At 58.6% G+C, this 13,425-nt stretch carries 15 protein-coding genes, 1 tRNA gene and 1 pseudogene; 14 read left to right on the forward strand and 3 right to left on the reverse strand.

Annotated features, from left to right (window positions below):
* Positions 1–161 precede the first annotated feature (161 nt).
* The 5 genes and pseudogenes from PY650_RS17200 (at position 162) to PY650_RS17220 (ending at position 2,585) form a co-directional block, all read left to right on the forward strand.
* Complete coding sequence (locus PY650_RS17200) at positions 162–437, forward strand: tyrosine-type recombinase/integrase (protein WP_285880649.1); 276 nt, start codon at positions 162–164, stop codon at positions 435–437.
* Positions 438–510: 73 nt separating this feature from the next.
* Positions 511–600: transfer RNA gene (locus PY650_RS17205), tRNA-Ser, on the forward strand.
* Positions 601–640: 40 nt separating this feature from the next.
* Positions 641–877 (forward strand): annotated as a pseudogene (locus PY650_RS17210) (kinase); the annotation flags it as partial.
* Between the two features lie 61 nt (positions 878–938).
* Positions 939–1,355, forward strand: coding sequence for an HIT family protein (locus tag PY650_RS17215; RefSeq protein WP_285880627.1), 417 nt, complete (start codon positions 939–941; stop codon positions 1,353–1,355).
* 117 nt (positions 1,356–1,472) lie between these two features.
* Complete coding sequence (locus PY650_RS17220) at positions 1,473–2,585, forward strand: calcium:cation antiporter (RefSeq protein ID WP_285880628.1); 1,113 nt, start codon at positions 1,473–1,475, stop codon at positions 2,583–2,585.
* Positions 2,586–2,758: 173 nt separating this feature from the next.
* Here the strand turns inward: PY650_RS17220 and PY650_RS17225 are convergent, their stop codons facing one another.
* Positions 2,759–2,998 carry a DUF982 domain-containing protein gene (locus tag PY650_RS17225; RefSeq protein WP_285880629.1) on the reverse strand — a complete coding sequence of 80 codons (240 nt, stop codon included), beginning with the start codon at positions 2,996–2,998 and terminating at the stop codon, positions 2,759–2,761.
* 336 nt (positions 2,999–3,334) lie between these two features.
* On the opposite strand from PY650_RS17225, the gene PY650_RS17230 reads away from it, so the two are divergent.
* The 5 genes from PY650_RS17230 to PY650_RS17250 all read left to right on the forward strand — a co-directional run bounded on the left by PY650_RS17230 (position 3,335) and on the right by PY650_RS17250 (position 8,491).
* Positions 3,335–3,550: a tautomerase family protein gene (locus PY650_RS17230; RefSeq protein ID WP_285880630.1), complete on the forward strand. Its 216-nt coding sequence runs from the start codon at positions 3,335–3,337 to the stop codon at positions 3,548–3,550.
* A gap of 609 nt (positions 3,551–4,159) precedes the next feature.
* Positions 4,160–5,338 carry a septal ring lytic transglycosylase RlpA family protein gene (locus PY650_RS17235; RefSeq protein ID WP_285880631.1) on the forward strand — a complete coding sequence of 393 codons (1,179 nt, stop codon included), beginning with the start codon at positions 4,160–4,162 and terminating at the stop codon, positions 5,336–5,338.
* 71 nt (positions 5,339–5,409) lie between these two features.
* Positions 5,410–6,621 carry a D-alanyl-D-alanine carboxypeptidase family protein gene (locus tag PY650_RS17240; RefSeq protein WP_285880633.1) on the forward strand — a complete coding sequence of 404 codons (1,212 nt, stop codon included), beginning with the start codon at positions 5,410–5,412 and terminating at the stop codon, positions 6,619–6,621.
* A 152-nt stretch (positions 6,622–6,773) separates the two neighbouring features.
* A complete protein-coding gene (gene tmk, locus PY650_RS17245; RefSeq protein WP_285880634.1) occupies positions 6,774–7,457 on the forward strand; it encodes a dTMP kinase in 684 nt (227 codons plus the stop codon).
* Positions 7,454–8,491, forward strand: coding sequence for a DNA polymerase III subunit delta' (locus PY650_RS17250; RefSeq protein ID WP_285880635.1), 1,038 nt, complete (start codon positions 7,454–7,456; stop codon positions 8,489–8,491). The genes tmk and PY650_RS17250 overlap by 4 nt, the downstream gene beginning before the upstream one ends.
* On the opposite strand, the gene PY650_RS17255 is transcribed toward PY650_RS17250, so the two are convergent.
* Entirely contained in the window at positions 8,488–9,288 is an 801-nt protein-coding gene (locus PY650_RS17255) for a sulfite exporter TauE/SafE family protein (protein WP_285880650.1), read from the reverse strand. The genes PY650_RS17250 and PY650_RS17255 overlap by 4 nt on opposite strands.
* Positions 9,289–9,535: 247 nt before the next feature.
* Here PY650_RS17255 and metG point away from each other — a divergent pair, with 247 nt between their 5' ends.
* The 4 genes from metG to PY650_RS17275 are packed head-to-tail and all read left to right on the forward strand — an operon-like array spanning position 9,536 to position 13,206.
* Positions 9,536–11,089: a methionine--tRNA ligase gene (gene metG, locus PY650_RS17260; RefSeq protein WP_285880636.1), complete on the forward strand. Its 1,554-nt coding sequence runs from the start codon at positions 9,536–9,538 to the stop codon at positions 11,087–11,089.
* 14 nt (positions 11,090–11,103) lie between these two features.
* Positions 11,104–11,886, forward strand: a complete 783-nt coding sequence (locus PY650_RS17265) for a TatD family hydrolase (protein WP_285880637.1) — start codon at positions 11,104–11,106, stop codon at positions 11,884–11,886.
* Between the two features lie 4 nt (positions 11,887–11,890).
* Complete coding sequence (locus tag PY650_RS17270; RefSeq protein ID WP_285880638.1) at positions 11,891–12,718, forward strand: MBL fold metallo-hydrolase; 828 nt, start codon at positions 11,891–11,893, stop codon at positions 12,716–12,718.
* A complete protein-coding gene (locus tag PY650_RS17275; RefSeq protein ID WP_285880639.1) occupies positions 12,715–13,206 on the forward strand; it encodes a YbaK/EbsC family protein in 492 nt (163 codons plus the stop codon). The genes PY650_RS17270 and PY650_RS17275 overlap by 4 nt, the downstream gene beginning before the upstream one ends.
* Here the strand turns inward: PY650_RS17275 and PY650_RS17280 are convergent.
* A partial coding sequence (locus PY650_RS17280) for a hypothetical protein (RefSeq protein ID WP_285880640.1) occupies positions 13,187–13,425 on the reverse strand: 239 nt, incomplete at its 5' end. The two genes, PY650_RS17275 and PY650_RS17280, sit on opposite strands and share 20 nt — an antisense overlap.

Genomic DNA, 13,425 nt, shown 5'->3' on the forward strand with positions numbered 1-13,425 from the left:
TACAAAGAACCGAAGGCCGGCAGGTCGCACGGTGGCATTGTCGTCGATGATGCTGAAAGAGCTGAAGGCGCATCGGGCGCGACAGGCGGAGGAGCAACTGAAAATCGGCATTCAGGCCCGACGATGATTCCTTCGTCGTCGCCCAGGTCGACGGGCGCCCGCTGAAGCCGGTATCTCTCACCCATGAGTGGACGAGACTCCTCGCCAAGACGTCATTGCCGCGTATCCGCTTCCATGATCTCCGGCACACACATGCATCGCAAATGCTTGCCGCAGGCGTCCATCCGAAGGTTGCCAGCGAGCGTTTGGGGCATTCTACGATCGGGATCACCCTTGATCTGTATTCTCACGTGATGCCGGGAATGCAGGCCGATACCGCAGAACAGGTTGACGCCGCGTTGCAAGCCGCTATAAGCGCAAGTCGAAAACCGAAATAGTTGCAAACCGCGTAGAAAACTGCATTTTCGGTTTATGATGTTGAAGAAGAAACCGCTTTAATATCAATGACATGGAAGAGTGTCCGAGTGGTTTAAGGAACCGGTCTTGAAAACCGGCGTGCGGGAAACCGTACCGTGGGTTCGAATCCCACCTCTTCCGCCATCTGCGTTCATATCTGCGAACTCCTGGAACGCACGGGGATCGAAAGTTAACTGCCATTTGGGACGCATTCATCGATGGATAGGGCGCGGCCCGTCCGATAACCCCCGAGGACTTCGAGGCCGCCGTTCGGTTTGTCATCGTCCGCCACTTTTGGCTGATGGGCGAGTACGCAAGCCGGGCAAAAGAATGAAGAAGTGGCGCTGTCGGTTGGATTGCGGGGGAAGCGAACTTTCTCAGAGCGTGGGAAAGCGAGCAATTTGTCGATCGCCTCTTCTGAGTTCAGCGTTCAGTTGAACCGGGAGCGGATGCTTGTCGCGTCTAATAAGGGGAGGGCAACGGTGACAGAACGCCAGCCATTCGACCTCGATGCTTGCTTGGATGGAATTGGGACAAGGCCCTGCTTCATCTGCCGTTGTGTCGCCAATGCCCCAGCCTTCTTTCATCATCGTGTCTACGAAGATGCTGAAACGATCATCTTCCTGAGCAAATATCCAACGCTACAGGGGTATTGCCTCGTATGCCCTTGTGAACATCGCGAGGACCTCTCTCACGACCTTTCAAAAACTGAATACCTTCACTTGCAGGAACTGGTGTACATCCTATCCCGCGTGTTGAAAAACATGTTCAACGCGCAGCGCATATATATTCTTTCACTTGGCAGTCGCCAGGCTGCGGTGCTGCTCTGGCCGCGACCGTCCTTGAGACCGACACGAGGGCAACGGGTAAAAAACTACGTTGAGGAGGAACCACGTTGAGACTTGAGAACAGGGTAGCAGTCGCTACGGTCACGGCTATCTCCAAAGGCTTGGACAAAACAATCCGACGATCGAATTCTGCCGTTTCCAAAGTCCACTCGAACCGGAGAACCGCCCGTGGCCAATCAGCATCACGTTTCTAACCCTCCCTGGAGTTGGGCGATACCCGTGTTCGGTGCTGGCCTACTGGTAGTGAAGCTCGTCGGCGTCGTTCAGCCTGACGCTGTGGCGTTAGTCGCGCTCGCCGCAGTGCTGCTCTTTGGAACGGTTTTTGCGGCCGTCCATCATGCCGAACTGTTGGCGGTCAAACTCGGCGAGCCATTCGGCTCAATCTTGCTTGCGGTCGCGGTCACCATCATTGAGGTGGCTCTGATCGTGTCGATCATGCTCTCGGATGTCGAGGGTGGTGACGTGGTCGCGCGCGATACCGTGTTCGCGGCATTGATGATCGTGCTCAACGGAATTGTCGGCCTCTGTCTGGTCTTGGGCGGACGGCGGCATTTCGAGCAGACGTTTCAATTGAAGGGAGCCTCGTCGGCGTTGGCAGTGCTGGGCACTCTGGCAGTACTTACGCTGATCTTGCCAAATTACACCTTGGTCGCAGGTCCCTCGTACTCGAACACACAGCTCATCGTCATCGGTGCCGCATCGTTTTGCCTGTGGACCGCCTTCATTTTTGTTCAAACTGTTAAGCATCGCGACTATTTTCTCGATCTGCCACTGGCCGACGATCCATCGTCCGATGTCGCCGAGATCGAGTTCGAGAAGCCGACAGATGGCGTTGCGATGGTGAGCCTAGCGTTGTTACTCGTTTCGCTCATCGCCGTCGTGTTGCTGGCGAAACTTCTCTCGCCGACACTGGAGCAAGCTGTCGCGGCCGCTGGATTGCCCTATGCCTTCGTTGGTGTCGTGGTCGCCGCCGTTGTTCTGTTGCCCGAAGGAATCGCGGCCGCGAAATCGGCGCTCAAGAATCAATTGCAGAACAGCATCAACCTGGCGCTTGGCTCTGCCATCGCCTGCATCGGGCTCACTATTCCGGCAGTGGCGGTCGTCTCGCTGCTCCTCGGCCACCATCTTGCCCTTGGCATCTCGACAGGCAATATGACGCTGCTTGCGCTGACCTTGTTCGTCGGAACCTTAACGCTCGGTACGGGGCGCACTACGGTGCTTCAAGGACATATCCATCTGGTGATATTCGTTGTCTTCCTGCTCATGTCGGCTGCTCCCTAAGGATGGCCAATGGCATGAACCAATGTCCACACAGGGCGCATAGTTGCCACGGCTCTCCACGGTTGGTGGCATTGATATCAGGTACCGGAATCATCATCCCGCCCAAGTGTAAGCGGCACGCGAGAGTCGGACATCCTCGCGAGGATCAACGGCTTGCCCGTGGCAGCATGATTTCATTCGCTAGTTTCGATGCCGCTTTCCTTAGCTGCGGCTATGAGTGCACGTCGTACATCTTCGGGCTCGGCGACTTCGTTCATGACATCGAGAACAAGGCGTTCAGCCTTCTTAGCCGCTGGAGTTTGAGCGGGCCAGTCATCCAGCAACGCGTTTCCAGCCTGAAGGACTGTCCTGAGCGTTTTCGTCTTGCCGGCGATGGTAATTTTCACCGGTTTGAATGTCCTGCGCGAATTCATGGCAAGTCGCCTCACGGTTTCGCATAGTTTCTGCCGCATACTGGATTTCAGGCAGCCACTGCCGACAATACCTCATGCCGATGGGATCAACAAATTTTGCCGACCGGCAGAATGCCGGCGAAGGACGTTGCGAATCTCCACACAGGTTAAAGGCCCGTCACTTGCCGGGATACCGGCATAGGCGGGAAGTCACCGGATCAGCGGCTACTCCATCGAGTTTTCGACGATATCGGTACAAAGCCGAAAAGTGTCCCCTCGGTTACTCGCGGCACAGGCGGTCATTGCAAGGAGGGCCTTCCATGCGGTAAAAAGTTCGAAAAGCATGGAGGCTAACCATTGCCATACGTCAAGGTTGAGATCGCGAAAGGCATCGCTAGCGTTGATCAAAAGCGCGCTGTCATTCGAAGGATGACCGAGGTTCTTGTTGAGGAGTTGGGGCGCAATCCCGAGTATGTTTTCGTCGTGATCGATGAGATAGACACCGACAACTGGGGAAGAAAAGGACTCTCGCTTACCGATCTGTGGCAACAGGACAAGGCGGATAAACCCTAGAAAAGGCCGACTCACTGGTATCGAAGTAGGCGCACGAAATTCGTGCCACCGAGCAGGTAAACGTTCCGATCGGAGCCAATCTCCAGCTGCTTTGCTTGCTGTCTCGACCATAGCGTTTCCTGAGCTGAACCGAATGATCGAGCTTTTGGACGTCCGTAGTGTCGAGATAACCTCGTCGACCTTGCGGGATGGAGCCTGCGCCCGCACTCGGCAGAGTGGGAGGGATATCAATCATCGATTTTCTTAAGGCGGCTGCAACTACGGCGACGGTATCATCATCGACGATGAGCGGACAGGGAATTCCCAGCGGTCCGCCAATATCTGAGTCCTTTATCTACATCGTCGCCATCCCCCACTCATGGCGGGCGCTTGCCTGTCGGCACGGCAACGCAACGAGTAAAAACTCGATTGCGAAAGCAGCCCGATTTTAAACATTCATTAACCATAATCTTCGGAAATATCCGTTTCAGCTCAAATCCAATCGCAAATTCGACAACATGCAATCATGATTAAAGTACCGTTAGGTGATTAAAGCGTAGCAGAGTACCGGGTGAGGGATATGCCGGTGCATGCCTCTGCCATAGTAATTTGATTAACGGCGTGGGACAGATGAAATCTGATAATCGTGCGGTGACATACGCAACGGGTATGCGTTGGTTTGCTCTCTCTTTGATGTGCGCCACTGTTACCGCCTGCGGAACCTCGCAACAGGTTGCAACGAAGCGTCAGCACGGCAAGGAATATTTCTCCGAAAAGGAATACGGCGTTAAGGCGAGCCCGCGGGTTGCTTTCAACGGACCGATCCCGAAGGGCGGCGGCCGATTCATGGTCGGCAATCCCTATGAGGTCAAGGGCAAGTGGTATTATCCCAAGGAAGATTACTCCTATAACAAGGTCGGCATCGCCTCCTGGTACGGTTCGGCCTTTCACGGGCGCCTGACCGCAAATGGCGAGGTCTATGACCAGCAGGCGCTCACTGCCGCGCATCCGACCTTTCCGCTGCCGAGCTATGCGCGCGTCACCAATGTCGAAAACGGTTCCTCCATCATAGTGCGCGTCAACGACCGCGGACCTTACCATCCCGGACGCATCATCGACCTGTCCAATAAGACGGCGCGAATGCTCGATCTTCAAAACAGCGGCACCGGCGAGGTGCGCGTGCAGTATGTCGGCCGCGCCCGCATGGATGGTCACGACGACCCCTATCTGATGGCCTCCTACATTCCGAAGGGCTCGCGGCTTCCGAGCATCAATCCTGGCGGCCAGATCGCAACCGGCGTGATGGTCGCTTCGAATGGCGGCATTACCGCCGATCAACTGCCTGAACCGGATAATGTCGGCCGGCCGAGCCGCCAGCAGCGCAGCTTCAATACCCTAAATGCCGCGCCGGCGTTCGCGCCGATCCCGAAGCCGTCGCCTTATTCGGCCACCGCCTTTGCCGGTTCGACCCCGACGGCGTCCTATAATGGCACTAAGCGCAACAATCCGCCGCCAATGACCTGGAACGGCGGTGCCATGCCATCGGTCGACCCCGTTGAACCGGCACTGGTCGTGTTGCCTGCCATTGGCCCCATTCCCTATGAGCGTCCTGATTTCGCACCCGGCATGGCGAGCCTCGATGCGCCATCGCTGGCCTCTACCGTCGCCGCCTATCAGGAGGCGCCGGTTAAGACGGTCTATGTCAATCTGGCTTTCGATGCGGTCATGGTGCGCAATGACGGCCTGACGCAGGAGTCGATCCTGTCGGCCTATCACCGTCAGCATCAGAGTCAGGCGCTGGTCGATTGAACCGCGTCATTGCCTGAATCTTCACCTCTGACTAAAGTGATTATGAGGGTCGTTGGGATTGCGGAGCCGGCATGTTAAGAGGCCTTTTTCTCGCGTTTTCCTTCCTTATCGGGGTTGAATGCCTGCCGGCCGCGGCGCAACAGGCACCCCCTCCCGCTTTCGACACCAAGGCCGCACAGGCCTTCATGATTGAAGCCTCCACCGGCACGATCCTGCTTTCCAAGGATGAGAACCAACCGATTTCGCCGGCGTCTCTCGCCAAGCTGATGACCCTGGACGTCGTCTTCGACGCCGTGGAGCGAGGCGAGATTTCGCTCGACACCGAATACCCTGTTTCCGAAAATGCCTGGCGCAAAGGCGGAGCACCGTCGCGCACGTCGACCATGTTCGCGGCGCTGAAATCGCGCGTCCGCGTCGGCGACTTGTTACAGGGCGTTGCCGTGCAGCAGGCCAATGACGGCTGCATGATCCTGGCCGAAGGCATGTCCGTCAATGAAAACGAATTCGCCCGGCGGATGACGGCGCATGCGCGCGAGATCGGCATGCCCAGAGCGGTTTTCACCAACTCCACCGGCCTCCCGGACCCTGACGATCCCAACGGCGGCAGCAAGATTTCCGTGCGCGAGTTGGTAACGCTGGCAGCCGACCTGCAGGAAAAGCACGCCGATCTCTACAAATATTTCGGCCAGGCGGATTTCACCTGGAACAAGATCTTCCAGCGCAACCGCAATCCGCTGCTCCTGTTGAACATCGGCGTCGACGGCCTCGGTACGGGCTTTGCCGAAGGTGAGGGCTATTCGATCGTCGCCTCCATCCAGCGCGACGGCCGGCGGCTGTTCCTGGCGCTAAGCGGCTTGAAATCGGACAAGGAACGCACCGAGGAAACCCGCCGTGTGCTGGAATGGGGCCTCAGCAACTTCAAGAGCCAGCGCATCTTTGCCGATGGCGAAGTGATCGGCGATGTCAGCGTCTATGGCGGGGCGAAATCCACGGTCGGCGTGCTCGCCAAGATACCGGTCGATGTCTATGTGCCACTCAACAATCCCGATCGGCTGTCGGCACGCATCGTCTATCGCTGGCCGCTGACGGCGCCCGTCGCAGCCGGCTACGAAGCGGGAACGCTTCGCGTCTTTTCAGGCGCGCGATTGCTGCGCGAATTGCCTCTCTATACCAAGGAGGGGGTCGCCCAGGGTACGCTTGGCAGCCGCGCTTTTGATGCCTTTCTGGAGTTGACGGAATCCTTGCTGTTCTCCTGGCTCTGGGACACGCCGACGTCGACTTGATTGTTTTCCTGCCTCGTGAAATCCCTGTTTACGGCCTATATAGAATGTAAGGCGCGGATACTTGCGTGGTTTCGCCAGCGCACATCTTGGGTTAAACAAGGCACACGTCACGCTACGGCACAAATGCGTAAAACAAGGGCAGGACATGATCATTGGCTGATGCAACCGGATTGTTCGTGAGCTTCGAGGGCGGGGAAGGGGCCGGCAAATCGACCCAGATTCGCCGCCTGGCGGAACGGTTGCGCGGGCTTGGCCATGACGTCCTGGTGACGCGCGAACCGGGCGGCTCGCCAGGGGCAGAGGCCGTGCGGCACGTGCTGCTCTCCGGCGCGGCCGAGATGTTCGGCACGCGGATGGAAGCGATCCTGTTTGCCGCGGCGCGCAACGATCATGTCGAAGAGGTCATTCGCCCGGCTCTTGCGCGCGGCACCGTCGTACTTTGTGACCGCTTCATGGATTCTTCGCGTGTCTATCAGGGCGTGACCGGCAATCTCGAACCCGATTTCATCGAGGCTCTGCAACGTGTCGCCGTCAATGGCGTCGTGCCGGATTGCACGCTGATCCTCGATATCCCCGCCGAGATCGGCCTTGAGCGCGCACGCAGACGCTCTTCGGCCGCAGCGGCGCCGGATCGTTTCGAGAAAGAAGAGATGCAGACCCATGAGAAGCGTCGGGAAGCGTTTCTCGACATCGCCGCCCGCGACCCCGGCCGTTGCCACGTCGTCGACGCGCAGCGTTCGGAAGACGCCATTGCCGATGAGATTGCTGGCATCGTCGAAGAGCGACTGACATTGGCGGACGATATGCCGGCCTCCAGCCCGGAAGTGGCGCAATGAGCGACGAGCGGCCCGGCGTTCTGGATGGCGCGATTCCGCCCCAGGACAATATCAAACTCTTCGGCCATGAAGACGCGGAAGCCTTCCTGGCCCAATCCTATCGTTCCGGCAAAGGCCACCATGCCGTCCTAATCGAGGGGCCGGAAGGTATCGGCAAGGCGACGCTTGCCTTCCGCTTCGCCAATCATGTTCTGTCCAATCCAGATCCGGCTTCTGCGCCTGTGACGATCGGCGATCCGGACCCTGCTTCCGCCATCAGCCGGCAAATTTCCGGCGGCGCCTCGCACAACCTGCTGCATCTTGCCCGTCCCGTCGACGACAAGACCGGCAAGGTCAAATCGGCGATCACCGTCGACGAGGTGCGTCGCGCCGGCAAGTTCTTTTCGCAGACCTCCGGCACCGGCAACTGGCGCATCGTCATCATCGATCCTGCCGACGATCTCAATCGCAGCGCCGCCAACGCAATATTGAAGATCCTCGAGGAGCCGCCGAAGCGGGCGCTGTTCCTTGTGCTATCGCACGCGCCGGGCAAGCTGCTGCCAACCATTCGATCGCGCTGTCTGCCGCTGAAATTGGCGCCGCTGAGCAACGATGCTTTGGAGAAAGCGCTTGGACATCTCGGTATCGCCCTCACACCGGGGAAGGGCGCGGAGTTGCTGGCGTCGGCCAAGGGCAGCGTCAGTGAGGCACTGAAACTGCTGAACTATGGCGGCGGCGAAATCGTCGCGGCCTATGAGCAAGTCATCACAGCGCAAGGGCCTGCCGCGCGCCGGGCAATGCATCGGCTTGCCGACGCGCTGTCGGCCAAAGAAAGCGATACGATCTTCGGCTTCTTCGTGTCCCATATCGGCGACGACATCATGGCCCGGGCGAGGGCGGCTGCGCTGGAGGGGCACCTTAGCATGGCCGAAAGGCTCGCCCGCCTCTACGGTGATGTCACCGAGCGGCTCAGCATATCTCAGGCCTACAATCTCGACCGCAAGCAGACGATCATCACTATTCTCGGCGATCTGAAGCAGCAGCTTTCCGTTTAAGGAAAGAGCAATTTCCAGGCAACGATCATCAGCGTGACAGCCAAGATGATCCGGATCAACCGCTCGTGCAGGCGCGGCGCAAGAAGGCTGCCCGCGACGATGCCGGGAATCGAGCCGAGCAGCAGTGCAAACAGCATCGCCCAGTTGATCTCGCCGATAAACCAGTAGCCCATGCCGCCGATCAATGTCAGCGGCACCGCATGCACGATATCCGAACCGACGATCTCCCGCACATCGAGACGCGGATAAAGCACGAGCAGCACGGTGACGCCAAGTGCGCCGGCGCCGACGGACGTTAGGGTGACGAGCGTACCGAGCGTTAGGCCGAGGAGGAATGTCAGTAGTGAGATGGTGCGGGGCTTCAGCGTCCCGCGCTCGCCTCGCCATTTCCGAATAGCTTCCAAAATCTGGCCGCGAAAAATCAACATCAGCGACGTTAGAAATAGAAGGCAGCCGAGAGTCAGAGTGATCGCTTGGGCGACGGCCGGGCTCTCACGATTGACGCCGGCCATGATCCACAACATGAGGAGGGCGGACGGTACGCTGCCCGAGGCAAGCAGGCCCACCACTTTCCAGTTTACCCGTCCGTGCATGCCGTGCACCGCAGTGCCGGCCGTCTTGGTGATCGCCGCATAGAGGAGATCGGTGCCGACGGCAGTGGCCGGATGAACGCCGAACAGCAAGACCAGTAGGGGCGTCATCAACGAACCGCCGCCGACACCGGTAATACCCACCAGCATGCCGACGAAGAAACCGGAAAGGGAATATAGGGGTTGGAACGAAGCCGGAAAACTCAAAGCCACGGCCCCTTCAAGCCGTTGGACAGGTTATGAAAATTGGAAATCGTATTCACGGCGGCCCCTGTCCTGCGCTTTGGTTTCCTGAAGGGGTAAAGCTGAGGTTGGACCGAGTCAAGCGAGGACGTCTACGGAGCGCGCAATGCTGCGAGCGCGAATTGGTGTTTCGCTCCCAGCAAACATGCGCTAAAGCGAGCTGGTGCAAGAATAACAATGACGAAAACCGTAAAGCGGACCATTGCCTGATATGACCGATAAGACCCCGTTCTACATCACCACCGCGATCGCCTATCCCAACGGCAAGCCGCATATCGGCCATGCCTATGAGCTGATTGCCACCGACGCCATGGCGCGTTTCCAGCGGTTGGACGGGCTCGACGTCTTCTTCCTGACGGGTACGGACGAACATGGCCAGAAGATGCAGCAGACGGCGCGCGCCGAAGGCCTGACGGCACAGCAGCTCGCCGACCGCAATTCCGATGAGTTCCAGGCCATGGGCAAGCTGCTCAACGCCTCCAACGACGATTTCATCCGTACGACGCAGGCCCGTCACCATGAGACCTCGCAGAACATCTGGAACCTGATGGCTGACGCCGGCGACATCTACAAGGATTCTTACGCCGGCTGGTATTCGGTGCGCGACGAGGCCTACTACCAGGAAAATGAAACGGAGCTTCGCGCCGATGGCGTCCGATACGGGCCTCAGGGCACGCCGGTCGAATGGGTGCAGGAAGAAAGCTATTTCTTCAAGCTCTCGCAATACCAGGACCGATTGCTGAAGCACTATGAGGAGAACCCCGATTTCATCGGTCCCGCCGAGCGCCGCAACGAGGTGATCTCTTTCGTCAAATCCGGCCTCAAGGATCTGTCGATCTCGCGTACGACGTTCGACTGGGGCATCAAGGTGCCGAACGATCCGGCGCATGTCATGTATGTCTGGGTCGATGCGCTGACGAACTACATCACCGCGACCGGCTACATCGAAGACCGGAACAATCCGCGGGCGAAATACTGGCCGGCCGACGTGCACATCATCGGCAAGGACATTATCCGCTTCCACGCCGTCTACTGGCCGGCCTTCCTGATGTCGGCCAAGCTACCGCTGCCGAAGCGCGTCTACGCCCATGGCTTCCTGCTCAACAAGGGCGAGAAGATGTCGAAATCGCTCGGCAATGTCGTCGATCCTGTCAATCTGGTGAACCATTTCGGCCTCGATCAGGTGCGCTATTTCTTCCTGCGCGAAGTCTCCTTCGGCCAGGACGGCAGCTATAGCGAAGAGGCGATCGGCACGCGCATCAACTCCGATCTTGCCAATGGCATCGGTAACCTCGCCAGCCGTTCGCTATCGATGATCGTCAAGAATTGCGACGGCAAAATACCGGAACGCGGAGAGCTGACCGACGAGGATAACGCGCTTTTGGCGCAAGCCGATGCTCTGCTTGCGTCCACGCGCGAGGACATGGGCAAGCAGCTCATCCACCGCGCGCTCGCTTCGATCATCGCCGTCGTCTCCGAAAGCGACCGCTATTTCGCCAGCCAGGAGCCCTGGGCTCTGAAGAAAACCGATCCGGCGCGTATGGCAACCGTGCTCTACGTGACCGCCGATGTCGTCCGTCAGATCGGCATTCTCCTGCAACCCTTCATGCCGGGTTCTTCGGCCAAACTGCTGGATCTGATCGCCATTCCCGCCGATAAGCGCGATTTCGCGGCACTCGGCGAGGCCGGACGGCTTGTTCCCGGAACGCCCTTGGAAGCGCCCAAGCCGGTCTTCCCGCGCTATGTGGCGCCGGTAGTCGAATAAGAGGCTTCGCTGCCATGTTGATTGACACGCATTGCCACCTGGATTTTGCCGACTTCGCGGAAGAACGGGACGCGATCGTTGCGCGCGCCCACGAGGTCGGCGTCAAGCAGATGGTCACCATCTCGACCCGCGTGCGCAAGCTCGACGGGCTGCTGGCGATCACCGAGCAATATCCATCCGTCTTCTGTTCGGTCGGCACGCATCCGAACAATGCCGACGAGGAATTGGATATTCAGACCGAAGATCTGGTGCGGCTCGCCAAGCAGCACGAGAAGATCGTCGCGATCGGTGAGGCGGGGCTGGATTATTTCTACGATACCGTGAAGCCGGAAGATCAGAAGACCGGCTTCCTGCGCCACATTGCGGCCGCGCGCCAGACGCAGCTGCCGCTGGTCATCCACAGCCGCAGTGCTGACGAGGATATGGCCGCGATCCTGACCGAGGAAACGGGGAAGGGGGCCTTTCCCTTCATCCTGCATTGCTTCTCCTCAGGCCCAGCCCTCGCCCGCACCGGCGTCGAGCTCGGCGGCTATGTCTCCTTCTCTGGCATCCTGACCTTCCCGAAATCCGAAGAGCTGCGCGAGATCGCCAAGACTGTCCCGCATGACCGGCTGCTGGTCGAGACCGATGCGCCATATCTCGCGCCGAAGCGGTGGCGCGGCAAGCGCAACGAGCCGTCCTACGTCGTAAATACCGCCGAGGTGCTGGCGGATACAATCGGCGTCAGCACGGACGAGATCGCTGCGATCACCACCGAGAATGCGTTCCGCTGCTTCTCCCGGATGACAAGGGTCTGACGGCGTGACCCACCGGCGGCGCTTCACCATCTTGGGCTGCTCGTCGTCGCCGGGCGTGCCGCGCATTACCGGCGATTGGGGTGCCTGCGATCCCAAGAACCCGAAAAACCGGCGTACGCGCTCGGCGTTCCTGATCGAGCAGATCGCGCCGGATGGCGGCATTACTACAGTTGTCGTCGACACCGGCCCGGATTTTCGCGAGCAGATGATTACCGCCGGCGTTGGCTCGATCGACGCCGTGCTCTACACGCACGCGCATGCCGACCATATTCACGGCATCGACGATCTGCGCGGTTTCTTCCACAATTCGCATGAGCGCATTCCGATCTATGCCGACCAGCCAACCATGGATCGCATCCGCGAGGGCTTCGGCTATTGTCTGGAAACGCCGCCGGGCAGCAACTATCCGCCGATTGTCCGGCCGATCATCATCGAAAACCTGGATAAAAGTTTCGTGGTCGAAGGGCCGGGCGGTCCGATCAGCTTTTGGCCACACAAGCAGCAACATGGTGACATCCACTCTCTCGGCTTTCGCATAGGCGCGCTCGCTTATTGCAGCGATATCAGCGACTTCCCGGCAGAATCTGTCGAGCGAGTTCAAAACCTCGATGTCCTGATCATCGACGCCTTGCAATACCGGCCGCATCCAAGCCATCTCTCGCTGGAACAATCACTCGCCTGGATCGAGCGGCTGCAGCCACGGAACGCGATCTTGACGCATATGCACACTCCGCTCGATTATGCGACCGTGCTTGCAGAAACGCCCGACAATGTCGAACCCGCCTACGATCAGATGCGGATCGAACTCGATGTGGAGGATGATGATCTATGAGCGAGGACAGCAAGAAGCTTTCAAGCCTGGAGCGCGTCGAACAGGCCGCTCGCGATCTCGGCCTAGACATCGCCATCAAGCGCATGGAGCAATCGACCCGCACGGCTGAGGAAGCCGCCAATGCCGCTGGCTGCGCCGTCGGCCAGATCGTCAAATCGCTGGTCTTTGTCAATCCGGAGACACACAGCCTGACCTTGCTGCTCGTTTCCGGCGCCCACAATGCCGATACGGCATATATCGCAACAACTTACGGACTGCTCTTGAAGCGCGCCGACATCGATCGGGTCCGCGACGAAACCGGCTTCGCCATCGGCGGCGTCGGCCCGATTGGCCATCGCGTCAATTTGCCGGTTTTCATCGACGAAAGCCTATTGAGCTACGAGCGGGTCTGGTGTGCTGCGGGACGGCCGGATAGTATCTTCGCCTGCGATCCGAAGATCTTGGCGGACAAGATCGGAGCAAAGATTATTAGCGTAAAGCCGAGCTGAGGTATCCGAAGCGGTTGGAAAAGGCGAAGCAAGGCAAGGGCATTGCGAGGCTAAACGCAGCAGCTTCCATATTGCCGATAGTTCCATAATCTATCTTATCTGACATATGTGTGTAGCCGCGGTACATTCTATCTCGAACTGCAACAAAGGCGCTAAGCTGCCTGCTTTTCGGGAGCCATGGTTTGAGCCGTACCTTTTCGCATTTGAGTTTTGACGAAC

The sequence above is a fragment of the Martinezella calliandrae genome, from assembly GCF_030272695.1.
Lineage (GTDB): Bacteria > Pseudomonadota > Alphaproteobacteria > Rhizobiales > Rhizobiaceae > Rhizobium > Rhizobium calliandrae.

Excerpts from the sequence above, each read along its gene's own strand:
- PY650_RS17225 (WP_285880629.1), bottom strand. The coding sequence starts at position 2,998 with ATGAATTCGCGCAGGACATTCAAACCGGTGAAAATTACCATCGCCGGC.
- PY650_RS17235 (WP_285880631.1), top strand. The coding sequence starts at position 4,160 with ATGAAATCTGATAATCGTGCGGTGACATACGCAACGGGTATGCGTTGG.
- PY650_RS17240 (WP_285880633.1), top strand. The coding sequence starts at position 5,410 with ATGTTAAGAGGCCTTTTTCTCGCGTTTTCCTTCCTTATCGGGGTTGAA.
- PY650_RS17250 (WP_285880635.1), top strand. The coding sequence starts at position 7,454 with ATGAGCGACGAGCGGCCCGGCGTTCTGGATGGCGCGATTCCGCCCCAG.
- metG (WP_285880636.1), top strand. The coding sequence starts at position 9,536 with ATGACCGATAAGACCCCGTTCTACATCACCACCGCGATCGCCTATCCC.
- PY650_RS17265 (WP_285880637.1), top strand. The coding sequence starts at position 11,104 with ATGTTGATTGACACGCATTGCCACCTGGATTTTGCCGACTTCGCGGAA.
- PY650_RS17275 (WP_285880639.1), top strand. The coding sequence starts at position 12,715 with ATGAGCGAGGACAGCAAGAAGCTTTCAAGCCTGGAGCGCGTCGAACAG.